Origin of the sequence: Taklimakanibacter lacteus, from assembly GCA_003576695.1 — a bacterium.
Lineage (GTDB): Bacteria > Pseudomonadota > Alphaproteobacteria > Rhizobiales > Aestuariivirgaceae > Taklimakanibacter > Taklimakanibacter lacteus.
Genome location: QOZQ01000008.1, coordinates 267,929 through 292,317, shown reverse-complemented (window position 1 = coordinate 292,317; position 24,389 = coordinate 267,929). Strand labels below are relative to the sequence as shown.

General features: G+C 63.4%; 21 protein-coding genes and 1 pseudogene. 11 read left to right on the top strand and 11 right to left on the bottom strand.

Annotated features, from left to right (window positions below):
* Positions 1-861, bottom strand: coding sequence for a DEAD/DEAH box helicase family protein (locus DT068_RS17985; RefSeq protein WP_119391249.1), 861 nt, complete (start codon positions 859-861; stop codon positions 1-3).
* A 138-nt stretch (positions 862-999) separates the two neighbouring features.
* Here DT068_RS17985 and DT068_RS17980 point away from each other — a divergent pair, with 138 nt between their 5' ends.
* Together DT068_RS17980 and DT068_RS17975 are read left to right on the top strand one after the other, a co-directional pair.
* Entirely contained in the window at positions 1,000-2,307 is a 1,308-nt protein-coding gene (locus DT068_RS17980) for an NAD(P)/FAD-dependent oxidoreductase (protein ID WP_119391248.1), read from the top strand.
* Positions 2,294-3,379 (top strand): Rieske 2Fe-2S domain-containing protein, encoded by a 1,086-nt coding sequence (locus DT068_RS17975; RefSeq protein WP_119391247.1) that lies wholly within the window; start codon positions 2,294-2,296, stop codon positions 3,377-3,379. The genes DT068_RS17980 and DT068_RS17975 overlap by 14 nt, the downstream gene beginning before the upstream one ends.
* Here DT068_RS17975 and DT068_RS17970 read toward each other — a convergent pair.
* Positions 3,376-4,350, bottom strand: a complete 975-nt coding sequence (locus DT068_RS17970; RefSeq protein WP_119391246.1) for an NADPH:quinone reductase — start codon at positions 4,348-4,350, stop codon at positions 3,376-3,378. The two genes, DT068_RS17975 and DT068_RS17970, sit on opposite strands and share 4 nt — an antisense overlap.
* A 195-nt stretch (positions 4,351-4,545) precedes the next feature.
* Entirely contained in the window at positions 4,546-4,698 is a 153-nt protein-coding gene (locus tag DT068_RS28090) for a DUF1127 domain-containing protein (protein ID WP_162914280.1), read from the bottom strand.
* Here DT068_RS28090 and DT068_RS17965 point away from each other — a divergent pair.
* Positions 4,677-5,582, top strand: a pseudogene (locus DT068_RS17965) (LysR family transcriptional regulator); the annotation flags it as partial. The gene DT068_RS28090 and the pseudogene DT068_RS17965 overlap by 22 nt on opposite strands.
* Positions 5,583-5,688: 106 nt before the next feature.
* Here DT068_RS17965 and DT068_RS17960 read toward each other — a convergent pair.
* A complete protein-coding gene (locus DT068_RS17960; protein WP_119391244.1) occupies positions 5,689-6,288 on the bottom strand; it encodes an ankyrin repeat domain-containing protein in 600 nt (199 codons plus the stop codon).
* Between the two features lie 254 nt (positions 6,289-6,542).
* The gene (locus DT068_RS17955; RefSeq protein ID WP_119391243.1) at positions 6,543-7,388 is read right to left on the bottom strand and encodes an AAA family ATPase; all 846 of its coding nucleotides are present in this window, start codon (positions 7,386-7,388) and stop codon (positions 6,543-6,545) included.
* 252 nt (positions 7,389-7,640) lie between these two features.
* Here DT068_RS17955 and dksA point away from each other — a divergent pair, with 252 nt between their 5' ends.
* The 3 genes from dksA to DT068_RS17940 all read left to right on the top strand — a co-directional run bounded on the left by dksA (position 7,641) and on the right by DT068_RS17940 (position 9,264).
* Positions 7,641-8,060 carry an RNA polymerase-binding protein DksA gene (gene dksA / locus DT068_RS17950; protein WP_119391242.1) on the top strand — a complete coding sequence of 140 codons (420 nt, stop codon included), beginning with the start codon at positions 7,641-7,643 and terminating at the stop codon, positions 8,058-8,060.
* Positions 8,061-8,113: 53 nt separating this feature from the next.
* On the top strand, positions 8,114-8,716 hold the full coding sequence (locus tag DT068_RS17945) for a TetR/AcrR family transcriptional regulator (RefSeq protein WP_162914278.1): 603 nt from the start codon (positions 8,114-8,116) through the stop codon (positions 8,714-8,716).
* Positions 8,717-8,790: 74 nt separating this feature from the next.
* On the top strand, positions 8,791-9,264 hold the full coding sequence (locus DT068_RS17940; RefSeq protein ID WP_119391240.1) for a DUF2852 domain-containing protein: 474 nt from the start codon (positions 8,791-8,793) through the stop codon (positions 9,262-9,264).
* A 53-nt stretch (positions 9,265-9,317) separates the two neighbouring features.
* Here DT068_RS17940 and DT068_RS17935 read toward each other — a convergent pair whose 3' ends face one another.
* A complete protein-coding gene (locus DT068_RS17935) occupies positions 9,318-10,352 on the bottom strand; it encodes an extracellular solute-binding protein (protein ID WP_119391239.1) in 1,035 nt (344 codons plus the stop codon).
* 132 nt (positions 10,353-10,484) lie between these two features.
* Complete coding sequence (locus DT068_RS17930; protein WP_119391238.1) at positions 10,485-10,973, bottom strand: flagellar biosynthetic protein FliO; 489 nt, start codon at positions 10,971-10,973, stop codon at positions 10,485-10,487.
* Positions 10,974-11,192: 219 nt separating this feature from the next.
* Between DT068_RS17930 and cckA the strand changes: the two genes are divergently transcribed.
* Both cckA and DT068_RS17920 read left to right on the top strand, forming a co-directional pair.
* Positions 11,193-13,688 (top strand): cell cycle histidine kinase CckA, encoded by a 2,496-nt coding sequence (gene cckA / locus DT068_RS17925; RefSeq protein ID WP_368904801.1) that lies wholly within the window; start codon positions 11,193-11,195, stop codon positions 13,686-13,688.
* A 4-nt stretch (positions 13,689-13,692) separates the two neighbouring features.
* Positions 13,693-15,048: an amidase gene (locus tag DT068_RS17920; RefSeq protein ID WP_119391236.1), complete on the top strand. Its 1,356-nt coding sequence runs from the start codon at positions 13,693-13,695 to the stop codon at positions 15,046-15,048.
* Between the two features lie 3 nt (positions 15,049-15,051).
* Here the strand turns inward: DT068_RS17920 and DT068_RS17915 are convergent, their stop codons facing one another.
* Positions 15,052-16,461, bottom strand: a complete 1,410-nt coding sequence (locus DT068_RS17915; RefSeq protein ID WP_119391235.1) for a sensor histidine kinase — start codon at positions 16,459-16,461, stop codon at positions 15,052-15,054.
* Positions 16,458-17,201, bottom strand: coding sequence for a response regulator (locus DT068_RS17910; protein ID WP_119391234.1), 744 nt, complete (start codon positions 17,199-17,201; stop codon positions 16,458-16,460). Before DT068_RS17910 ends, DT068_RS17915 begins: the two co-directional genes overlap by 4 nt.
* 203 nt (positions 17,202-17,404) lie before the next feature.
* Here DT068_RS17910 and DT068_RS17905 point away from each other — a divergent pair, with 203 nt between their 5' ends.
* The gene (locus DT068_RS17905) at positions 17,405-18,184 is read left to right on the top strand and encodes a MipA/OmpV family protein (RefSeq protein ID WP_162914277.1); all 780 of its coding nucleotides are present in this window, start codon (positions 17,405-17,407) and stop codon (positions 18,182-18,184) included.
* Positions 18,185-18,295: 111 nt separating this feature from the next.
* A complete protein-coding gene (locus DT068_RS17900; RefSeq protein ID WP_119391232.1) occupies positions 18,296-18,880 on the top strand; it encodes a carboxymuconolactone decarboxylase family protein in 585 nt (194 codons plus the stop codon).
* A gap of 89 nt (positions 18,881-18,969) precedes the next feature.
* Here the strand turns inward: DT068_RS17900 and DT068_RS17895 are convergent, their stop codons facing one another.
* Both DT068_RS17895 and amaB read right to left on the bottom strand, forming a co-directional pair.
* On the bottom strand, positions 18,970-20,640 hold the full coding sequence (locus tag DT068_RS17895) for a thiamine pyrophosphate-binding protein (protein ID WP_119391231.1): 1,671 nt from the start codon (positions 20,638-20,640) through the stop codon (positions 18,970-18,972).
* A gap of 218 nt (positions 20,641-20,858) precedes the next feature.
* Entirely contained in the window at positions 20,859-22,379 is a 1,521-nt protein-coding gene (amaB, locus tag DT068_RS17890; RefSeq protein ID WP_119391230.1) for an L-piperidine-6-carboxylate dehydrogenase, read from the bottom strand.
* A gap of 818 nt (positions 22,380-23,197) precedes the next feature.
* Between amaB and recA the strand changes: the two genes are divergently transcribed.
* The gene (gene recA, locus DT068_RS17885) at positions 23,198-24,262 is read left to right on the top strand and encodes a recombinase RecA (RefSeq protein WP_119391229.1); all 1,065 of its coding nucleotides are present in this window, start codon (positions 23,198-23,200) and stop codon (positions 24,260-24,262) included.
* The last annotated feature ends 127 nt before the right edge of the window (positions 24,263-24,389 follow it).

Genomic DNA, 24,389 nt, shown 5'->3' with positions numbered 1-24,389 from the left:
TCAGTGTTTGTCGATCGCGCGCGACACGAGATCGAGAAAATCCTTCTCTGTCTTAACCTTGGGCACGTCTTCCATCTTCACCGCATAGCCGAAGTTGCGGGCAATCGCCTGGTAGAGCGGTATGCGGTGATGCAGCAGCTGCTCGAAGCCCCAGACCGCGAAGCCGTCGGGGTCGACCTCGCAATCCTCGGCGATGGATTTCGACTTCTTGTACTCGGCCCATTTCTCGTCGAGAAACCGCGGCTGATAGTACATGGGCTTCGGCATCTTGCGGAAGCGCTCGACCAGCATGCGCGCATGCGCCGGCGTGCCCTCGATATAGAGCAGGAGCGTGCTGTCGGCGAGGCATTGCAGCACCGGATCGCTGAAATCCTCAGGGTCGACCACCTCGCACAGGCTGCCGCCCGAGTCGCAGACGAAATGGCTGTAGCCATAGATATCACGCGAACGCTCGATGAAGGCCGGCACGTCCTTGAGCGCGCTGATCTCGCCTTCGCGATGCTGGGCCTGGCGACGCTTGTATTCGGCAAAATCGATGCCGCCCTTTTCGGGGTTGCCGGGCTTGCCGAGATAGGTCGAAAGCGGCTCCAGGTTCTGGAAGGTGATATTGGAGGAGATGTAGATCGAATCCGAGCGCAGGAGATCGCGCAGGAAAGGCACCCGCATCGCCTCACGCTTGAAGTTGTCGACAATATGCTCGCCCATGTAGCGCGTGCCGATCCGGTAATCGACCGAGTAGTGGAACCAGGCGCGGTCCTGCAGGAGATCGGCCAGGGTCGTCTTGCCGACGCCGGACATGCCGAAGACGGTCACGGCCTTGTTCGGCCAGTCCCTGAACTCCTTGCTGGTCTTGAAACGCATCGCGGGCCCTCAGATTGGTGGGTCTCAATAGCTTATGGGGGGCCTTGAGGGCAACGGCCCCGCCATGTGCGGGTTACAGGCCTGACTTGGGGTAGAATCATCTAAGATGACGGACGCGGTTGAGATTCGAGGGGACGCATGGGCTTCAAGTCTTCGCAGACCTGGTATGAGGCGATGGCACCTGCGAGGGATGCGGCGCCGCCGCCCCGGGGCGTCGTCGCGGCCGATGCCTGCATCATCGGGGGTGGACTTGCCGGGATCACCACCGCCCGGGAACTGCAGCGGCGCGGGCGGATCGTCGTCCTTCTCGAGGCAAAGACGCTGGCCTGGTCGGCCTCGGGACGCAATGGCGGCTTTGTCGGCAACGGCTTCGCCGCCGGGATCGAGGAGATCATCGAGCGCGTCGGCCTGAAGAACGCCCAGGCGCTCTATCGCCTGTCCGCCCATGGCACCGAATATGTCCGCCGCGAGGTCACGCGCCTCGATGCCTCGATCCGCATGAGCGACGGCATCATCGTGGCCCAGCGGGTGAATGACCCGGCGGGCGCCCGGCGGCGCCAGGAAATGATGCTGCGCGATTTCGGCGAGGGACTCGACGTGCTGTCGGCGGAGCAGACACGCGCACTCCTCGTCACCGAGCGCTATTTCCAAAGCCTCAGGAATCCGAAGAGCTTCCTCATTCATCCCCTGCGCTATGCCCGCGCCCTTGCCGATGACGCCGAGCATGGCGGGGTGAACATCTTCGAGAACACGCCGGCGCTTTCGGTGAGCCGGAAGGGCTCGTCCTTCGTCGTGCGCACCGCCCATGCCGAGGTCCATGCCCAGCATGTGGTGCATTGCGTCTCGGCGCTCGACCGGCGCATCCATGCCCCGACCGGCCGGGCGGTGCTTCCGGTCGCCACCTATGTCGCGGTGACCGAGCCCCTGACGCAGGACGCCATCCGGACGCGCTCGGGGATCGGCGACATGCGCCGCGCCGGAGACTATTATCGGCTCGTGACCGACAACCGCCTCCTGTGGGGCGGGCGCATCACGACCCGCATCAGCGAGCCTTTGCGCCTCGCCCAGATGATGAAGCACGACATGCTGGCGGTCTTCCCGCAGCTCGGCAATCCCAGGATCGACTATGCCTGGGGCGGGCTCATGGCCTATGCGCTGCACAAGATGCCGCTGATCGGCCGTGCCCGCGATGGCCAGTGGTTCGCCACAGCCTTTGGCGGCCATGGCCTCAATACCACCGCGATGGCCGGCATATTGCTGGCCCGCGCCATTGCCGACAAGGATGACGAATACCGGCGCTTCGCGGCCTTTGCGCCCAGATGGGCGGGAGGACCCTTCGGACGGATCGGCGTCCAGGCCAGCTACTGGCACATGCAGCTGCGCGACCGGCTCGACGAACGGGCGGACCGGCAGTCCCGCGATGGAGAAGACGATGAGCGGGAATGACGACTGGCTCGACATCGGCGCTGAGAGCGACCTCGAAAAGCAGGCGCTGAGGCCGATCGAAGCGGGCTCGGTCAAGATCGCCCTTTCCTGCATCAATGGGACTTTCGGTGCCGTCCACAATGCCTGCAACCATGTCGGCGGTCCTTTGGGCGAAGGGGCGCTCGATGGCGACTACATCGTCTGCCCGTGGCATCAGTGGAAATTCCATCGGGTCAGCGGCCTCGGCGAACCGGGCTTCGAGGCGGACCGGGTGCCATCCTTTCCGGTGAAGGTCGAGAACGGCCGCGTGCTCCTCCAGCTCAAGCCGACCAAGCGACAGAAGGCGCCGCATGAGCCGCATCCCCTGGCGCGCCCCATCGCGCGCGCCGCCGGTCCCATTCGCGTCGCCGGCATCTCGACCACCGCCATGGACAAGGGCGCACCGCGCTATTCGGGGTCGGATGACCTGCTCGCCTCGGCGCTCAAGGCCGCCGAAGCGCAAGGGGCCGAGACGCAGCTCATCAAGCTCAACGATCTCAAATTCCGCGCCTGCGAGGGCTATTACTCGAAGGCGGCGCAGGCCTGCACCTGGCCATGCTCGATCACCCAGATGCGGCCCAAGGACGAACTCACCCCCGTCTATGAGGCGCTGGTGCATTGGGCCGATGCGGTGATCATCGCGACACCGATCCGCTGGGGCCAGGCGAGCTCGCTCTATTTCCGCATGGCCGAGCGGCTCAATTGCATCCAGAACCAGGTGACGACGCATAATCGCGTGCTGATCCGCAACAAGGTGGCGTCCTTCATCATCGTGGGCGGGCAGGACAATGTGCAGGGCGTGGCCGGCCAGATGCTGGGTTTCTTCGCTGAGCTCGGTTTCCATTTCCCGCAATTCCCCTATATCGCGCATTCGCGCGGCTGGGCGGCGGAGGACATGGAAAGCAATGTGAGGGAGGTGCGCTCATCGGCAGAGCTGCACAGGGGAGCCGGCGATCTCGCCGAGCGCACGATTGCGCTGGCGCAAAGGCTGCTCGACACGACGCCGGCCGAAAAGATCCGCCGCGGCGGGCGCAAGGCGCATGCGCTGGATTAGAGCTCGATCACAGTGTTGCCGATGATGCGGCCGGCTTCGACCGTTTCATGCGCGGCGGCGATGTCGGCGAGCGGGAAGCGGGCGCCTATCGAGTGCCTGAGCGATCCCGACGCGAGCATGGCGTTCAGATCGGCGATGGCCGCGGCGCGATCTTCGGCGCGCAATTCATAGACCAGGAAGAACTGCAAGGTGAGGCTCCTGAACAGGCTGTCGGTGAAGGGCAGCGGGTTGGTGCCGCGCTGGTTCGAGCCATAGCCGACGAGCTTGCCATGGGGCGCCAGGATGCCCGCCGACAGCAAGGCTCCGGTCGATGAAAAGTCCATGTCGATGACGCCGTCGGCACCCTTGCCATGGGTGAGATCGAGGACGCGCTCGGCGACATTCTCCGTCTTGTAGTCGATGACCGCGTCGGCGCCGGCCGCAAGAGCATGACGGGAACGCGCCGCCGATGCGGTGCCGATCACGCGCGCGCCTCGCGCGACGGCGATCTGGGTTGCATAATGGGCAACCGCCGATGCGGCGCCGGTGACCAGCAGCGTCTTGCCGGCGAGGGGACCATGGAGATTGACCGCATGCATGGCGGTGAGGCCCGGAATGCCGAGGCATGCGCCGACGGCGAAATCTACTCCCTGCGGCAAGCGCACGGCCTGCGCCGCGGGAAGCGCTATGAACTCGGCGGCCGTGCCCATCGGCCGCTGCCATTGCCCGTTCCACAGCCAGACGCGCTCGCCGATGCGCGCAACGGGGACGCCGGCGCCGGCCTTCTCGATGATGCCGGCCCCGTCGCTATGCGGCACCACCAGGGGCCCGGCAAGGGGACGTCCGGCGCGGCTCTTCACGTCGGACGGGTTGACGCCCGAGACATTGAGCCGGACCAGGACTTCGCCACGCGACGGCTCGGGTGTCGGCAGATCGCCGACGATCAGGACATCGTGGGCGGCTCCATTGCGTTCATACCATGCGGCTTTCATGGTCCGTGGTTTTAGGGGCTTTTGCCCCACATGGAAACCACCCAGCCGATCTCGAGGACATCCGCGAGGAGAAGATCCACCCAAGCCACGACAACCGCTGCTTTGCGGCAGGGGGCGTCCCGCGCGCAATATGTGGGGAAGCGAGGTCATCCTCGCTCCACCTGTGCAGGAGGCAAATCTGTCCGATCAAGATGGTCACGCCCGCCAGAAGGGTTTCTGGATCTCGTTCAGCGCCTCTTCCAGCGAGAGGCCGATGTCGTTCACGAGATAATTGCCAAGCTCGATCTGCCGGCTGAGATCGCGGCGGAAGCGATGACGGGCGATCCATGCGCCGATTGTGTTATGCATCCTGCCCTCCTATTTGCCAGACAATTCACAAGCCCGAGATACGGCCTCTTTATCTCCCATTCAAAGCAAGCTATCTGGGGGTAAGGGTCAGGAAAACTAAGGCTAACGCGTCCATGCGCCTGCCATCGCTCAATGCTCTGCGTGCCTTCGAGGCAGCCGCCCGGCATCAGAGCTTTGCGCGCGCGGCGGCCGAGCTTCACGTCACCGAAGGGGCCGTCAGCCGGCATGTAAAGCTCCTGGAGGAGGAGCTTGGCCTGCCGCTGTTCATCCGCCGGCCGCGCAAGGTGGAGCTGACGGAGCATGGGCGCAAGCTGCTGCCCAGCCTGAACAAGGCCTTCAAGACGATCGCGGCCGGATTTGCCGATGTCGCGGCCGAGGCGCCGAAGCTCAAGCTCCTGAGCCAGCCGAGCTTCTCCATCCGCTGGCTCATCCCGCGCCTCGATGATTTCCGGGAAAGCCATCCGGCCATTCCGATCAACATCACCACCGGCATCTATGAATGGCCGGATGCGATCGGCGGTGGCTACGACCTTGCCTTTGGCTGCGGCCCCGATTGCCCGGAAGGCTGGGAAGCGATGATGGTCGTGCCCGCCACCATGACCCCGGTCTGCTCGCCACGCCTCTTGAGGAACAGGACGATCGCCACGCCTGCCGATCTCGCCCAGTTCAATCTGCTGCACACCACGCCCAATCGCAGCGACTGGAAGATCTGGATCGCCGAATTCGCGGTCGATCAGGTCGATGCGATGAGCGGAGAGACCTTTCCCATACTCGACATGGCGATCCAGGCGGCGGTGATGGGGCAGGGCGTTGCGATGGGCGACCTGACGCTGCTCGACCAGGAGCTCGGTTCAGGCAAGCTCGTCTGCCCGCTGCCGCATCTGGTGCTGCGCCGCGATGCCGAGACTACTATGTCTATGGCCCTTCGGCACGCTGGGACAGGCCCAGGGTCGCGGCCTTCCGGGAGTGGCTTCAGTCGGTCGCGCAGCATCAGTTCCGGGCGCCGGCAGCTTCCAGCAACCCTGCCATCTCGCGATAGCCGCGTTGCCTTGCATGGGCCAAGGGCGTCACGCCGTCGCGGTCGGCGAGATTCACATTGGCGCCGGCATCGATCAGGAGCTTCAGGATTTCGATATGCGTCGGACCGCCATCGGACAGGATGATGGTCTCGAGCAGCGCCGTCCAGCCCAGGCGATTGACGTGATCGATATCGATGTCGGTCTTGAGCAATTCGCGAACGATCTCGGGGTGGCCGTGATGGGCGGCGGGAATGAGTCCAACCCCGCCATAGCGGTTGACGCTCTTAAGATCCGCGCCCGCTTTAAGCGTCAGGCGCAGGATCTCGAGCCGGCCTTCGGCCGCGGCATAGAGATAGGGCGAATCCTGGATATTGTCCCTGGCGTTGACATCGGCACCCCTGGCGATGAGAAGGCGGGCGGCATCGACAGCATCGGCATGGGTGGCAACGAGCAGGGCGGTGCGCCCGGCGCCGTCGCGCGCATCGATACGGGCGCCTGCCTCGAGCAATGTCTCGACGCGCACCGCGTCATTCGCGGCCGCGGCCTGGTGGAGATCGGTTTCGGATGCCATGGCGGGAATGGATCCTGCTGCAAATGTCAGCGAAGTCAAAATCAGGAAAATTGAGGTTGTGAATCTGTAACGCACCTAATCTCCACCGCCGCCACCGTCCGAGCCACCGTCGCTGTCCCAACCGGATCCACCACCATCACCACCGGATGAGCTGCCTTCGCTCCTGGATCTTCTCGAGCTGCGATACGCCCACCACAGTCCGAGCCCTACCAAGATCAGCAGAAAGACTGTGCTGTCCTCGATCATCCTAGCATCTACCTGTCGCCGCGCCGCGCCATGAAAGCCAGCTTCTCGAACAGCGTCACATCCTGCTCGTTCTTGAGCAGCGCGCCGTGCAGCGGCGGGATGAGCTTGCGCGGGTCGCGCTCGCGCAAGATCTCGGGGCTCACATCCTCGTTCAAAAGCAGCTTGATCCAGTCGAGGAGCTCCGATGTTGACGGCTTCTTCTTGAGGCCGGGCACGTCGCGGATGTCGTAGAAGATATTGAGCGCCTCATGCACCAGCTTGCCCTTGAGGCCGGGGAAATGCACGTCGATGATCGCCTGCATCGTCTCGCGCTCGGGGAACTTGATGTAGTGGAAGAAGCAGCGCCTGAGAAACGCGTCGGGCAGCTCCTTCTCGTTGTTCGAAGTGATGATGACGACGGGACGCTGCTTCGCCTTGATCGTTTCGCCCGTTTCATAGACGAAGAACTCCATGCGATCGAGCTCCTGCAGGAGATCGTTGGGGAATTCGATGTCGGCCTTGTCGATCTCATCGATGAGGAGCACGGGGCGTTGCGCGTGAGTGAAGGCGTCCCAGAGCTTGCCCTTCCTGATATAGTTGCGGATGTCGTGGACGCGCTCGTCGCCCAGCTGTGAATCGCGCAAGCGGCTCACCGCGTCATACTCATAGAGGCCCTGCTGCGCCTTGGTCGTCGACTTGACGTGCCATTCGATGAGCGGCACGCCAAGGGCCGCCGCCACCTCGCGCGCCAGCACCGTCTTGCCGGTGCCGGGCTCGCCCTTGACGAGGAGGGGCCGCTCGAGGACGACGGCGGCATTGACCGCAATGGTGAGGTCGTCGGTTGCCACATAGTTGCTGGTGCCTTCAAAGCGCATGAGGGGCCCTTGTTTCTGTCTCGAACCGTCATAGCGCCAGCGCCCGGCAACTGCAAAGGCACGGTCTTTGCGAGGCTGTCACAGAATTCAGGCATCTGGCTGGAAATGAGAAAAATTGTTCCAAATCAGGATGATGCGTATGCGGGAACCCGACGGTGAGGGAACTTTCTTTGGCTATTGTCGAAGCAGTCCCCAATCGCTATAAGCCCGCCGCACCGAAGGTTAATAGACTCGAGTTCTGGTGAGGTCGGCATGGCGGCGGTGGAAGTCGAAGAGGACTACAAACCAAGAGAAGACGAGCCGTTCATGAACGAACGGCAGCGTGAATATTTCCGCAACAAGCTCCTGAACTGGAAGGACGACATCCTGAAGGAGAGCCGCGAGACGCTGGCGCATCTCCAGGACGACAACAACATCCTTCCCGATCTCGCCGACCGTGCCTCGACGGAAACCGACCGGTCGCTGGAGCTCCGCACCCGCGACCGCCAGCGCAAGCTCATCTCAAAGATCGACGCGGCGCTCAAGCGCATCGAGGACGGGACCTATGGCTATTGCGAGGAAACAGGCGAACCGATCAGCCTGCGCCGGCTCGACGCCCGCCCGATCGCCACGCTGTCGATCGAGGCACAGGAGCGCCATGAGCGGCGCGAACGGGTCTATCGTGACGATTGATTGCGGCACGCGTTCCGCGTAGCCTCGGGTTCATGCGCTGCAGGCCGCCGCACGTGCAATTCGCCCGCCACGGTTATCACCATGGAAACCTCAAAGAGGCGCTGATCGCGGCTGCGCGCAAGCTCATCGCCGAGCATGGCCCCCAGGGTTTCACCCTCAATGAAGCCTCGCGCACGGCCGGTGTCAGTCCCAGCGCTCCCTACCGGCATTTTCGCGACCGCAATGCCCTGATCGAGGCGACGGCCGAGGAAGGCTTCAATCTGTTTCGCGAGCGGCTGCTGGCGAGCGCCGAGGGTGCGGCTTCGCCCTATGACGCGCTGGTGCGCATGGGGGCTGCCTATTATGCCTTCGCGCTCGACGAACCCGGCTTCTACCAGGCGATGTTCTCCTCAGGCCTCCCGGCCGTGGGGGCGCCAGTGACCGAAGCCGGCGACCGCGCCTTCGCCGTGCTCGAAAATGCGGTCAGGGCGCTTGGCGCCCAGGAGCACCAGGTCCGCTCGCTTGCCATCAAGATCTGGGCTTTCACCCACGGCATGACGGGCCTGATCGCCTCAGGCTCGGTGTCGCCCATGGAAGCGGGCCGGCTCGCCGGCGATGCCGTCGATGCGCTGCTGCGCGCCAGCGGCATCGAAATTCCGGCCAGGGCTGAAATATAAATTTACAAACTCCGCCCTTGTAACGGGGGGATCCCTCCTTATGTGAATTGCGCTAACATCAGCGAGGAGGACCCATGTCAACGTCAACTTCCGGTACGTTCGAGCCTGGCTATGAGGCCCGAGACCAGCATGCGAGCCAAAGGCGCGGCTGCGGCTGGGGCAAGGCATCGTGGTCGTTCTGGGAAATCGCTCTCATCGTCGGCGCCTTCGTCGTCTTCTGGCCGCTCGGCCTCATCGCCCTGTTCTTCAAGCTGGCGAAAGGCGAGCTGTGGCGCGGCTCGGCGCAGAGTGTTGCTCCCTGGAACAAGTTCAAGGCACCGGACATCAAGCGCTGGACGTTCCGCGACGACCTGGCGGGCAACAGCGGCAACAGCGCCTTCGATGCCTATAAGGCGCAGGAGCTCGAAAGGCTCGAGGCGGAGCGCCGCAAGCTCGCCGAAGAGCAGCGCGCATTCGGCGAATTCCTCGATCGCCTGAAGAAGGCGAAGGACCAGGACGAGTTCGACCGGTTCATGAGCGAAAGGCGCCAACCGCCGGCGACCACCTGATAAGCTGGAATTGAGAAGGCCCGGAAAAATTCCGGGCCTTTTTCATTTGCCATTCATTTGGTGAGATCGGTCCAGATGGCCGTGTAGAGCTTCTGGATATCGGCGGGGCAGGTATGCATGAACGTGCCACCACTTGCGGCGCTGGCCGGGATATCGACCTCGGGCGCACCCTTCATGTCGGCCGGCATGAAAGCCTCGGACCCTTTTATGCCATTTGCGTAGCGCGCGAAGGCCGAGATCATCGCGGCATTCTCGGGATCCATGATGAAGTTCTGGAAGAGCTTGGCATTGTCGGGGTTCTTGGCGTCCTTGAGCACCGACACATTGTCCATCCAGATCGGATAGCCTTCCTTGGGATAGCCATAGACGAGCTTGTCGTTCTGCAAGCGGGCGCGGAACGACCAGCCGTTCCAGTTGACGCCGGCCGCTATGTCTTCCTTGGCGTATTTCTCGGCATTGGCATAATCCATCGCGATCCAGCTCGGCTTGGCGGCGACCAGCTTGTCGCGGACCTTCTTCAGGATCTCCTTGTCGCTGGTGCAGGGCTCGCCGCCGACATAGCGCACCGCCAGATGCATGACGTCCATCATCTCAGGCACGACATTGATCTTGCCCTTGAGCTCCTCCGGCGGGTCCATGAAGATCGCCGACGTATTGGGATCGCCCTTGTAATACTTGGTGTTGACGATGACGCCGGTGGTGCCCCATTGCCACGGCACGGTGTAATGGCGGCCGGGATCGAAATAGACATCGACCCATTTGGGGTCCATGTTCTTGAAATTCTCCATCTGGTCGGGCCGGGTTTCGAGCAGCAGCCCCTCATTGACCCAGATCGGAACGAACTGCGCCGAAGGCACCACGATGTCGTAGCCATGGCCGCCGGCGCGGATCTTGGCCAGGGCGGTGTCGTTCGAGTCGTAATCGGTGACCGTCACCTTAACGTTGTAGGCCTTCTCGAACTTCTTGATGAGATCGGGATTGGTATAGTCACCCCAGTTGTAGATGTTGAGCTCGCCATCGGCGAGCGCCGTGCCCAATGACGCCATCAGCCCAAGGCCGAAGACGCAGGCCTTCGCAGTCCATTTCATGATGCTTCCTCCGTTGCCGGCACTTTTGGATGTGCCTTCACTTGCGCCTGTGGATCAGGCTGCCCAGCGTATTTGCCCCATCGGATTCAGATAGCGCCGTTCTGCGACGGCTTCAGAACAGTCAGAAAACAGTCAGACGCGGTCGTCAGGTCCGTAGTCACGATCCTGGGGGCCGAGCTGGGGTTCGCCGCGATCGATGGTGCGCAGGACGGGACGCTTCTCGCCGAAGACCGGGGGGCGCGGAGCGGCACGCAGCGGAATGGGCGCGTGCTCGTCGCGCTCGGCGCGGGAGCTGCGGCGCGGCTCGGCGGGCTCGGCGTGGAGCGGGCGGCTGGTGAATGTCTCGTCATAGTCACGGTCGAACCCAATGGGGATGCCGGTCTCGATCACCACATCCTGGGCGCCGCCGATGAGGACAAGATGCTCATAGTCGTCGCGACGCACCAAAACGAGGCGGCGGTCCTTGTCGATCTCGTGATACTCGCTGATGCCGAGCCTGGCGCCCTTGCCACCGCGCACACGGCCACCCAGGCTGCGCACGACGACGAACAACAGCACCAGAACCGCAAGGATGATCACGGCCCCGACGATGTAACTCCAATAAGCCGTCAGAACGTCCATTTACGCCTCCTCCCAGAACGCCGTGAAACCCATCCTATCATGAATATCGGGGCTTGAGGCCAGCGAATAAACGCATCTGCGGCGGCCAAGCCCCGGATATCACGCCGGAAGTGGTCGCCAGCGGATTCCCGATCCGGCCAAATCGCCTATACTGGGACGATTCGCGGGATGGGGAAGTCTTGGGCGAGGATGAGTGACGCCACTAGCAAACAGGCAGAGGTGAGGGCTGGCCCATTGGGCGGCGCCCGCAAGGGCTGGCCTGTGCTGTCCCTGGTCCTGGCCATCCTGCTTGCCGTGGCCACCGCCGTGATCGCCTGGCACCTGCGCGGATCCGTGCCGCTGTGGCTGCTGGCGGCCGGCGCTATCCTGGCTTTTCTCGGCCTTGTCGTCCTGTTCGGTCTCATGGCCGGCATCGTCCATGTCGGACCAGGCGACCGCGGCGTCGCCTTCTTCAGCGGCCTGATGGACGCCATGGGCGATGCGTGTGTCGTCACCGATGCGCGGGGGCGCGCCGTCTATGGCAATGCCGCCTATCTCAAGCTGGTTTCGGCAGCGGGCCTGGCGCGGCTCGTGGGCATCGAAAACCTCTATGCCGGCTATCCGGACCTGTCCCAGCACATCTACCGGTTGTCGCAATCGGTTCGCGAAAGACGTGCCGCCGTCGAGGAAGTCCGCCTCATGGCCGGCTCCTCGGCCGCCGGCGCCAAGGCGAACGAGCCGGTGTGGATCAGGATCAGCGTGTCGCCCATCGAGACGGAAGGCGGGGAAGGCTATTCGCTGTGGCGGCACCAGGACATCACTTCCGACCGCGGCAAGCAGGAAAGCGCCTTTGCGCATCTCCAATATATCATCAACTATCTCGACCAGGCGCCGGCCGGATTCTTCTCCGCCGATGCCGACGGGCGGATCGCCTATATCAACGCCACGCTGGCGGAGTGGCTGGGCCTCGACCTCGAGGCGACGACCGGGGGCGCGCTCAGGCTCCGCGACGTGGTGTCGGAGGCGGGCGAGAAGCTCCTGACCCGCATCGCGTCCTCGGGCGAGGCGACCCTGACCGAGTTCTTCGACATCGACCTGCGCGCGCGCGACGGAAAGACGGTGCCGGTGCGCATCATCCACCGCACCGGGCATGACCAGGACGGGCGGCTGCAGCCCTCGCGCAGCCTCGTCCTGCCGCAAGCCGCCAAGGGAACCGAGGGAGCCGACACCCAGCTGTGGGAAGCGCGGCTGTCGCGCTTCTTCAATATCGCGCCCATGGGCATCGCCGAGCTCGACGGCCAGGGCATCATCCGCAACGCCAATCTCGCCTTTATCGGCCTGTCGCCGCAGGCCAAGCGCGGGGTGGCGCTCGAGAGCCTGGTGGCACCGCAGCAGCGCGCCCAGCTGCGCGAGGCGCTTGCGGCAGTGAGCGGGGTCGGGGCCCGGTCAACCCATGTCGATGTCTCGATCATCAGCGACCCGCCGCGCTCGGTGCAGCTCATCATCTCCGGCCACAGCGAAAAGGATGCGAGCTATCTCGTCTTCGCCCATGACACGACGGAGAATAAATCGCTCGAAGTGCAACTGGCCCAGGGCCAGAAGATGCAGGCCATCGGCCAGCTCGCTGGCGGCGTCGCGCATGACTTCAACAATGTGCTGACCGCCATCATCGGCTTCTCCGATCTGCTGCTCGCCAAGCACCGCCCGACCGATCCGGCCTTCGCCGACATCATGAACATCAAGCAGAACGCCAATCGCGCCGCCAATCTGGTGCGCCAGCTCCTGGCCTTCTCGCGCCGCCAGACGCTGCGGCCGGAGCTCCTGTCGCTGACCGATGTCATCTCCGATCTCGGCAACCTGCTGGGCCGGCTGCTCGGCGAGAAGGTCGAGCTCAAGGTGGTGCATGGCCGCGATCTCGGCATGGTCAAGGTCGACGTCAACCAGTTCGAGCAGGTCGTCATCAACCTGGCGGTCAATGCCCGCGATGCCATGCCCAATGGCGGCACGCTGACGGTGCGGACATCCAATGCCAGCATCTCGGCCCAGCAATCGGTCGATCTCCAGTCGATGCCGCCCGGCGACTATGTCCTGTGCGAGGTGCAGGATACGGGAACCGGCATCCCCAAGGAGATCCTGGACAAGATCTGGGAACCGTTCTTCTCCACCAAGGATGTCGGCAAGGGCACCGGGCTCGGGCTGTCGACCGTCTATGGCATCATCAAGCAGACCGGCGGCTTCGTTTTCTGCGACAGCGTCGTCGGCAAGGGAACCGTATTCCGCATCTACCTGCCGCGCCATCAGCCGTCCCAGGCGGCGGTCGAAGACGGCAAGGCCGAGCGGCCGGAGGCCAAGCGCGCCGATCACACCGGCAAGGGCACCGTGCTTCTGGTCGAGGACGAGGATGCGGTGCGTGCTTTCGCGTCGCGCGCGCTGGCGTCCCGCGGCTATACGGTGCTCGAGGCGGCTTCGGGCGAGGCGGCGCTGGCGATCGTCGCCGACAAGGGCGATGAGATCAGCCTCGTCATCTCGGATGTGGTGATGCCCGAAATGGACGGGCCGACGCTGCTCAAGGAATTGCGCAAGCGCGGTATCACCATCAAGGTCATCTTCATTTCGGGCTATGCCGAGGACGCCTTCGAGAAGAATCTCGAGGGTGAGGAAGATTTCGCTTTCCTGCCCAAACCATTCTCGCTTAAGCAGCTTGCCGAAGCGGTCAAGGATGTGATGGGAAGCTGATCTGATGACGTTCAAGCCTTTGCGCGCTTTGGCGCATGATCTGGATGCGGGCGCCGTTACCGCCCAGGAACTGGTCGAAACCGCTCTGGCGCGGATCCAGGATCCGGCCGGGGAGGGGGCTCGCGCCTTTCTTACCCTCGATGGCGCCGCGGCCGTCGAACTGGCGCAATTCTACGACCGGCAGCGCCGGGCCGGGCGCAGCGTGCCGCCCTTTGCCGGGATTCCGGTGGGGGCCAAGGATCTCTTCGACATCAAGGGCCAGGTGACGCGGGCGGGATCGGCGATCCTGGCCAATGCGCCGCCGGCCCAGGCCGATGCGCCGGCCATCGCCAGGGTGAAGGCGGCCGGCTTCATCGTGGTCGGCCGCAACAACATGACCGAATTCGCCTATTCGGGCGTCGGCCTCAACCCGCATTACGGCACGCCGCGCTCACCCTATGACCGCAAGACCGGGCGCATTCCGGGCGGCTCATCCTCAGGCGCCGGCGTCGCAGTGGCGGATGGCATGGTGCCGCTCGCCATCGGCACCGATACCGGCGGCTCGTGCCGTATTCCCGCCGCCTATAACGGCGTCGTCGGCTACAAGCCCTCGACCGGGCGCATCCCGACAGCCGGCGCCTATCCGCTGTCGAAGACGCTCGACAGTATCGGGCCACTCGCCCGCACTGTCGAATGCTGCGCCTTGACCGATGCGGTGCTGGCCGGCGACTGGGACGGCGTCATCGCGCCGCCCCGCCATGGCCTGCGCTTCGCGGTACCCAGGAGCTATTTCGAAGGCACGATCGATGAGGACGTGGCGGCGCATTTCGACCGGGCGCTCTCCCATCTCGGCGAGGCCGGGATCGCGATCGCGGAAGTCGCCTTCGATGAGCTAAGCCAGCTGCCGGCGATCAATTCGAAAGGCGGCATATCGGCGGTCGAGGCCATGCTGCATCACCGCGCCCAGATCGCCAGCCTGGGCGAGGGCTATGATCAAAGGGTGCGGCGGCGCATCGAGCTCGGCGCACTCATCTCGGCACCCGATTATGCCGATCTGCTCGCCATGCGGAAGTCGCTCATCGCCCAGTTCAATCGCGGCATGACCGGCTTCGACGCGCTCGTCATGCCGACCACCTGCAACATCGCGCCCGCCATCTCGGCGCTGGCGCGAGATGAGGAGTATCTCCGGCTCAACTTCCTCAGCCTGCGCAACACCTTCACCGGCAATTTCCTCGATTGCTGCGGCATCTCGCTGCCGATGCACAAGGAAGGCGAGCCGCCGACCGGCCTCATGCTGATGGCGCCGCATGGCCAGGACCAGCAGGTATTCTCGGCGGCGCAGGCAGTGGAAAGCGCTTTGGCGAGCTTGCGCTCCGCCTGACAGTCAGCGCGGGCGAGGCAGCTCTACGCGAACGAGGAAGCCCGTCGCATCATTGACGAGCTGGATGTCGCCGCCATGGCTCAGCACCACGTCGCGGGCGATGGTGAGGCCGAGGCCAGTGCCGCCGGTCTCGCGGTTGCGCGAGGCTTCGAGGCGCTGGAAGGGCGCGAAAGCGCGCTCCATCTGATCGGCCGGGATGCCCGGGCCGTTGTCGCGGATCTCGATGATGAGCGAGCTTCCCTTGTCGGTGAGCGAGACGCAGACCTCGCCGCCATATTTGCAGCCATTGTCGATGAGATTCGAGAAGGCGCGCCGCAGCGCCACCGGCCGGCAAGTCAATTGCGCATGATCCGGCCCTTTATAGGTGACCTTCCGGCCGCTATCGCAGAAGGTGTCGCACTGGCTGATGACGAGGCTCGCCACGTCGACGGCGCTATAGGGCTCGCGATGGATTTCGTCGCTCATGAAAGCAAGCGAGGTCGCGACCATGGTCTCCATGTCGGAAATGTCGGAAAGAATCTGGGCGCGCTGTGCCTTGTTCGGTACGCTTTCGGCATAGAGACGCAGCCTGGTCAGCGGCGTGCGCAGATCATGCGAGATGGCGGCCAGCATCTGCATGCGCTCGTCGACGAACTTCTTGAGCCTGGCCTGCATCTCGTTGAAGGTATCGGCGATGGCGGCGAATTCCGGAAGCTTCATGCCGCCGATCGGCGTGGTCTCGCGCTCGCGGCCGAGCTTTTCCGCCGCGGCCGCGAGATTGGACAGGGGCTTGACGATGCTGCGCGCCATCCAGATCGAGAAGATGGCCACGATGAAGAAGGTGAGTATCAGGCTGATGAGATTGCGGAAGTAAGTGAGCGGCGTCAGACCGGCTTCGGTCGGGCTGATCATCAGCCAGGACTGGTCCTTGAGTCTGATGGCGATATTGAGATCGCCAACGACCATGCTGTCGCGCGACATCAGAATCTCGGTATCCATGAAGGTCGGGATATCGGACATCACCACGACGTTGGTCTTGACCTCCGGCTCCTTGAAGAATTCGGTTCTCACCAGAACATCTTCCGGCGGCCGATCGAGCGCCCTGACGATGGCAGCTTTGGCTTCGCGGGCGAGCTTGGGCAGATCGTCCTGCGGAAAATCGGGCGCTTCCGCGAGGATATCGAATTTCAGCCATTGCGTAAGGGGTGAGCCGGCGAGAGCCGCCAGACGGTCCGCTGCCGGTGTCTGATCGGCAATGTGTTCCGCCTCCGTCGCTGTTTTCGCCAGCCACTCGTTGTTGACGACCAGGAAGCCGGAGGGTGGCAGAACATGCTGAAGCGTCTCGTCCAAAAATTTGGCTGCGACGGCCGTTGCCACGATGAGGATGGCGAGGCGCGGCGCCAGTTTGAGTTTCGACCAGAGCGGCAGTCTCATGGCGTCACGGCGGCGGTGATGGCGGCCACGGTCGCGGTGAAGAAATAGCCGCCATTGCGCACCGTCTTGATCAGCGCCGGCGCGTTGGGATCGAGCTCGATCTTGCGGCGCAGCCGGCTGACCTGCACATCGATGCTGCGGTCGAAAGCGAGGCTGACGCGGCCCCTGGCCAAATCGAGCAGCTGGTCGCGGTTGAGGACACGCTGCGGGTGCTCGACAAAGGCGACGAGAAGGTCGAATTCGCCGGTGGTGAGATCGGTGAGGGCGCCGTCCGGCGAGATCAGCGAGCGGCGGCTGGTGTCGAGCGTCCAGCCGGCGAACTGGTAGACCGCGCTGGCCAGGCGCTCGACGGCCTGCATGTTGCCGTTCACCCGCCGCAACAGGGCGCGGATGCGGGCGAGGAGCTCACGCGGATTGAACGGCTTCGTCACATAGTCGTCGGCGCCGAGCTCGAGTCCGACGATACGGTCGGTCTCGCTGTTGCGGGCGGTGAGCAGGATGAGGGGGATGGTGTTGCTGCTGCGCAATTTGCGGCACAGTGTAAAGCCATCATCGCCCGGCATCATGACGTCGAGCACGATGACGTCGAAGCGGCCGGTCTCCAGCGCTTTGAACATCTGCTCGCCGTCGCCGGCCTGCGTCACCCGCATCGCATGCTCGCCCAGGAAACGCGCCAGCATGGTGCGGATCTGGCGATCATCATCGACGATCAGGATATGCGGCTTTACCTGCTTACTCATCGCACGCACCTCTCCTCAGGCACGCGCGGCAACGCCCTCTCGGCAATAATCTGCAACATGTCGAAACCCGCTCGAAACTTCCTCGCCAGGATCGCGGCCTAGAAGGATGCATCCACTGATCGCAAAGGACCGCATCCATGCCTTCCCGCTTCGCCGGCAAGATTTCCCTGGCCCCAGCTGTTACCGCAAATTGGCTCAGAATCATGGCAGGAGTCGCCGTCGTCGCCTATGGCACCACCGTTGCCCAAGCGGCGGACGAGGATAACTCTACGTCAGAACCGGAGCCGAGCAAATGGAGCATCATCATCGGGGGCGGGGGCGCCTATCTGCCCGACTATGAAGGCTCCGACGATTATGAATTCCAGCCTTTCCCCTTCGCCTCGATCGTCTATGACGATTTCGTCTTCATCAGCGGACCGTCACTGGGCGTAAACCTGCTCAACCATGAGGGCCTCAAGGCCGGGCCGATCGCGCGCTACAGCTTCGGCCGCGACGAGGACGACAACAACGCCCTGGAAGGGTTGGGCGACGTCGATGATTCGATCGAGCTCGGCGGCTTCATCAAATACGAAATCGGCATCTGGTCGGCCGGGCTCACCGTGACCCAGGATGTCGCCGGCGGCCATGAGGGACTTCTCGCCGAGGCGACGACCGGCGTCGCCTTTGCGCTGACCGAAAATCTCAGATCCAGCCTCGAAGCGTCGGCCAGCTGGGCCGACAGCAACTACATGGAGACCTATTTCGGCATCTCCTCATCGCAGGCGGCGTCGAGCGGCTACGGCGAGTATGAGGCGGATTCAGGCTTCAAGGATGCGGGCGTGACGTTCGGGCTCGACTACAGGATCACCGAGAGCATCGGCATTGGCGGGCGGGCGCAATACAAGCGGTTGCTGGGCGATGCCGCCGACAGCCCGATCGTGGCGGATGAGGGCTCGGCGGACCAGTTCCTCTCGACCCTGTTCCTCACCTATCGCTTCAGATAGGCGGCAGGGGAAGGCAAAAAACGGCCCGGGGCGAACTAAGCGAGGTTCGGCTTGCATAGGGACGCAACATCAGGTGAAGTCGCGGCAGCTTTTGTAGCGGCGGAGAACCAGATGTATTTGCAGACGATCGGGGAAGACGAGGCAACCGGCCAGATTGCGGAGATCTACTACAAGCTCAGGGCGCAGAACGGCTTCGTCATGGAAGCCACCAAGTGCTTCACGACAAGGCCCGATCTCCTGCCGCTCTACACTGACTTCATCGACAAGGTGCGGGCCGGCTTTTCGCTCGGCCCGCGCGAGTGGCGGCTCATCACCCTCATCGCCGCCAAGCGCGTGCCTTCGACCTATTGCTCGCATGTCTTCGCCAAGCAGCTCATCGCCGATCTCGGCTCGAAGGAGGCGGTGCTCAGGATCCACCGCGATTTCCGGCATGCGGGGCTTCCGCCCCGGGATGTCGAGATGCTGAGCTATGCCGAGAAGATCGCCCAGAATGCCTCGCAGGTATCGGCGGACGATATCGAGCGCCTGCGCGCGGCGGGGTTCACCGACCGGCAGATCTGCGATATTGCTTTCTGTGCGGCGTGGCGCTGCTTCGTGGCGCGTTTCTTCGATGCGACGGGAGCCGGACCCGAACCCGCCTATATCGACGAAGATCCGGATTTCCGGGCAGCCATGACGGTCGGTAAGAATTGCTGACGACCGTTGTCTGTGAGGGTTGCGCGGCTCCTGTCCGTCCTGTCATTGTGACAATATCGGGGCAGTCCGGAAGTTCCGCCGGCCACGAATTATTTTCCGCTTTTCACGGCGTCGTCGCGAATCTGCGACAGAGTGCGGGCGGGCGTGATCGCCTCGGGGTCGATGAGGCAATGCAGGATCGAAGGCTTGCCTGATTTCAGGGCACGCTCGAAGGCCGGCGCGAACTCATCCGTCGTCTCGATGCGCTCGCCATGGCCGCCGAATGCCTTGGCGTAAGCGGCGAAATCGGGATTCCTGAGCAGCGTCGCCGAAACGCGATTCGGATATTCGCGCTCCTGGTGCATGCGGATCGTGCCATACATGGAGTTGTCGAGGACGATCACGATGAGCGGGATATCATACTGAACGGCGGTCGCAAATTCCTGGCCGTTCATCATGAAGCAGCCGTCGCCGGCAAAGGCGACGACGGGGGAGTCCGGAAATTGACGCTTCGCCATCACCGCCGCCGGCACGCCATAGCCCATTGATCCCGAAGTGGGCGCCAATTGCGTGCCGAGCTTGCGGAAGCGGTAATAGCGATGCACCCAGATGGCATAGTTGCCGGCGCCATTGGTGATGATCGCATCGGCGGGCAGGCGCTCGCGCAGCCAGCGCATGGCCTCGCCATATTGGAACTTGCCCGGAAGCCTGCCCGGCTTGTCGGTCCAGTCGATGAATTCCTGGCGCGCCTGGCGGGTGGCCTCGGCCCAGGGCCGCTCATTGGGCCGGGCGAGATCGGCAAGTGCTGCGCAGAAGGCGCCGGGCGATGCCTGGATGGCGAGCGCGGGCTGATAGACCCGGCCCAGCTCCTCCGCTCCCGGATGAATATGGACGAGAGTCTGGCGCGGATTGGGGATGTCGATGAGCGAATAGGAGGAAGAGGGCATTTCCGACATGCGGGCGCCGAGCAGCACCAGGAGATCGGCTTCCTTCACGCGCGCCGCGAGCTTCGGATTGGGGCCGATGCCGACATCGCCGACATAGTTGGGATGATCCGACGGGAAGAGATGGGCGCGGCGGAAGGAGGTGGTGATGCCGACATCGAATTTCTCGGCGAAGCCGATGAGCGCCTTCTGCGCCTCACCCGTCCAGCGCGATCCGCCGAGGATGAAGAGGGGCTTGCAGGCGGTGCGCAGCAACTCGCCGAATCGATTCATATCCTCAGGCCCAGGCCAGGATTCGGCATAGGAAATGGCGGGCGCATCCGCGACATCGGCCATTTCGGTCAATACGTCTTCCGGCAGAGCGACGACGACCGGGCCGGGCCGGCCCTGGCAGGCGACGCGATAGGCGCGGGCCACGAGCTCGGGCAGGCGGGCGGCGCTGTCGACCTCGACCACCCATTTGGCGATCGAGCCGAAGAAGGCCTTGTAGTCGACCTCCTGGAAGGCCTCGCGCTCGCGCATGCCGCGCTCGACCTGGCCGATGAACAGGATCATCGGGGTCGAATCCTGGGCGGCGATATGGACGCCGTGGCTGGCATTGGTGGCGCCGGGGCCGCGCGTCACGAAACAGATGCCGGGCTTGCCGGTGAGCTTGCCATAGGCTTCCGCCATCATGGCGGCGCCGCCTTCATTGCGGCAGACAAGGACGTCGATCTTCGCGTCATGGAGCGCATCGAGGACGGCCAGATAGCTTTCACCCGGCACGCAGGCGAGGCGCTCGGTGCCCTGGATAAGCAACTGGTCGACGAGAATCCGGCCCCCGCTTCTTTGTGTCATATCATTCTCCTGGCGCGCTTCCCGGCGAAGTGGACTCACTTCGCCGAAAGGAATCGCGCAATTGGTGTTTTGAGCAAATCCTTATCGCCAAAGTCTGCAACTTTGGCGGGATTTGCTCTAAAGCGTGATGGCTTTAGATGGAATCACCATCACGCTTTAGCTTTTTGTTTGCGCATGATTTTCCCGGAAAACCGGTGTCCACTTTTCCGGATCATGCTCTAAATATCGAATTTGACGCCCTGCGCCAAAGGCAGCGCGCGGCCGAAATTGATGGCGCTGGTGACGCGCCGCATATAGGCCTTCCAGGCGTCCGAGCCCGACTCGCGGCCGCCGCCCGTCTCCTTCTCGCCGCCAAAGGCGCCGCCGATCTCGGCGCCCGATGAGCCCATATTCACATTGGCGAGGCCGCAATCGGAGCCAGAGGCCGAGAGGAAGCGCTCGGATTCGCGCAAGTCCGTGGTGAAGATCGCCGAGGACAGGCCCTGCGGCACGCCATTGTGGAGGGCGAGGGCCTCGTCGAACTCCTTGTAGCGCAGCACATAGAGGATCGGTGCGAAGGTCTCGGCCAGCACCGGACCCGATTGCGCCGGCATCTCGACCAGAGCAGGGGCCACATAATAGGCGTCATCGCCGCCAAGCCCTGCGACGCGCTTGCCGCCATGCACCTTGCCGCCGGCCTCGGCGGCGGCGGTCAGCGCCTTCTGCATCGCCTCGAAGCTGCGCCTGTCGATGAGGGGACCCACCAGCGTCGAGGGCTCGCGCGGATCGCCGATCGCCACCGTCTCATAGATCTTCTTGAGGCGCGGGACGAAACGGTCATAGACGCTGTCATGCACGATGATGCGGCGCAGTGTGGTGCAGCGCTGGCCGGCCGTGCCGATGGCGGAAAAAGCCGTGGCGCGCAAAGCGAGGTCGAGATCGGCGGAAGGGCAGAGGATCGCGGCATTGTTGCCGCCGAGCTCGAGGATGGCGCGGCCGAAGCGGCGCGCCAGGCGCTCGCCGACAATGCGGCCCATGCCGGTGGAGCCGGTGGCCGAAACGAGCGGCACACGCGGATCATCGACCAGCGCCTCGCCGACATCGCGCCCGCCGATGAGGAGGCTCATCAGATTTTCAGGGATGCCTTCGACCCGGGCCGCGGCGCGGCGGAACAGGGCTTCGGTCGCCAGCGCGGTGAGCGGCGTCTTCTCGGAGGGCTTCCAGATCACCGTATTGCCGCAGATGAGCGCCAGCGCGGCGTTCCAGGACCATACGGCGACGGGGAAGTTGAAGGCGGTGATGACGCCGGTCGGCCCCAGCGGATGCCACTGCTCCATGAGGCGGTGATCGGCCCGCTCGCTCACCATGGTGAGGCCATAGAGCTGGCGCGACAGGCCGACGGCGAAGTCGCAGATGTCGATCATCTCCTGCACTTCGCCCAGGCCCTCGGACAGGATCTTGCCGGTCTCGATGGTGACGAGGCGGCCAAGCCCGTCCTTGGCGGCACGCAATTCATTGCCGAGCTGACGCACCAACTCGCCGCGCAGCGGGGCCGGAATGAGGCGCCATTGGTGGAAGGCTTCCGCCGCGCGGCCGATCGCGGCCCTGGCTTCCTTTGCATCGGCAAATCGCACCTTGGCGATGACCTCGCCGGTGATCGGGCAGCGGATTTCATGGGCACCTTCGGTGAGGCGCTCCGGCGGCAGGCCGAGCTCGGCGAAGAACTGCGCGACATCGCGGGCGAGGCTACGCTGCATCATAGGCTTGTTCATGAGGTGCTCCAGATGATCCGGTGTGTCTTCTAGAACCGGACCGGAAAAAGGGAAGCCGGTTTTTGTGAGGGAATAGGCGCCATGCGCCGAGCATAGGAGACGGGGAGCGCGGTGAAGCGCCTGCGGTGGACAGTTGGCGCAAGCGCTTGTGCGGTTTTGTTATCTGGTCGTTTTCGCGCCCGCAATAATCTGACAAATTTCCTGTTATGGTTGTATTTTGATAGGTTAGGCACTGTGAGGTTTTGTTTGATTTGCCTCCCAGGGCAAGTGCCTTTGCGACGTCATTCCAAATATTGACCGAACATTCAAAATGAGTTCTCATTCTGTTTCTTATATCCAGGGGTATAGCCGATCGCCGTTCACGAGATGTTTTTAGTCAAACATCCAGAATATATGGAGAACCCTAGTACAGCCGTATTCCGTAACGTAATGCGCGTTCGGCGAACGATCACGGATGAGACGGTTGACCAGCGGCCTGCAGGGCGCTGGCTCGCCGCTCGATACCAGGGCCAATTGGAAGGCGGCAGTGCAGGCAGGCACGACCAAATCGATCGGGCGAGATTCCAGCCGGGCCGAGGCTGCTTTTACTTTTCGTTTTGCGCCTGTTTAGGCTGACACCAAACGAATTGGCCTTGGATTCCATATTTGTTCTTGTCTGGTTCCAGGGGGTATTAATATAGCAGATAAAAAACAATGGTTTACAGAAAGGCTTGCCATGAGAACAAAAAAAGTACATTCTGACCACATCGCCGTTGTCCGAGACTCATTTGCACCGGCGGAACCCTTGTGAAATAAGGAGCGCGACGATGGGGCAGACGAATCTTAGGGTTGTCGAGAACAAGGATATGGACAAGAACAAGGCTCTGGATGCGGCGTTGAGCCAGATCGAGCGCGCCTTCGGCAAGGGCTCGATCATGAAGCTGGGCGCCAACCAGGCGCTTTCGATTGCCGCGATCTCGACAGGCTCGCTCGGGCTCGATATCGCGCTCGGCATTGGCGGCCTGCCCAAGGGCCGTGTCATCGAAATCTACGGGCCGGAATCCTCCGGCAAGACCACGCTGGCGCTGCAGACGGTCGCCGAAGCCCAGAAGAAGGGCGGCATCTGCGCCTTCGTCGACGCCGAACATGCGCTCGACCCGGTCTATGCGCGCAAGCTCGGCGTCAATGTGGACGATCTCCTGATCTCGCAGCCCGATACGGGCGAGCAGGCGCTCGAAATCGCCGACACGCTGGTGCGCTCCGGCGCCATCGAAATCCTGGTCATCGACTCCGTGGCGGCGCTCACGCCACGCGCCGAGCTCGAAGGCGAGATGGGCGATTCACTTCCGGGCCTCCAGGCGCGCCTGATGAGTCAGGCGCTGCGCAAGCTCACCGCATCGATCTCCAAGTCGAACTGCATGGTCATCTTCATCAACCAGATCCGCATGAAGATCGGCGTCATGTTCGGCTCGCCCGAAACGACGACGGGCGGCAATGCGCTGAAATTCTACGCCTCGGTGCGCCTCGACATCCGCCGCATCGGCGCCATCAAGGAGCGCGAGGAAGTGGTCGGCAACCAGACCCGCGTCAAGGTGGTCAAGAACAAGGTGGCGCCGCCCTTCAAGCAAGTCGAATTCGATATCATGTATGGCGAAGGCATCTCCAAGGTGGGCGAGCTTGTCGATCTCGGCGTCACCGCCGGCGTCGTGGAGAAATCAGGTTCGTGGTATTCCTATAATGGCGAGCGCATCGGGCAGGGGCGTGAGAACGCCAAGACCTTCCTCAAGCAGAATGCCGATGTGGCAGACGCCATCGAGCAGGCGATCAGGGCCAATGCCGGGCTGATCGCCGCCAAGATCACCGACCCGTCGGGCGACGAAGCGGCCGAATAATCCTCATTCCGGCCTTCCCCTCATCCCACCAGGCCGGCAAGGTGTGAGCCTCACACCGATCGGCGTCCTCCTTGCCCCGGGAGGACGCCTTTTCAGTTTTGGGCGCCCGGTTCCACGGGGGCAGTTC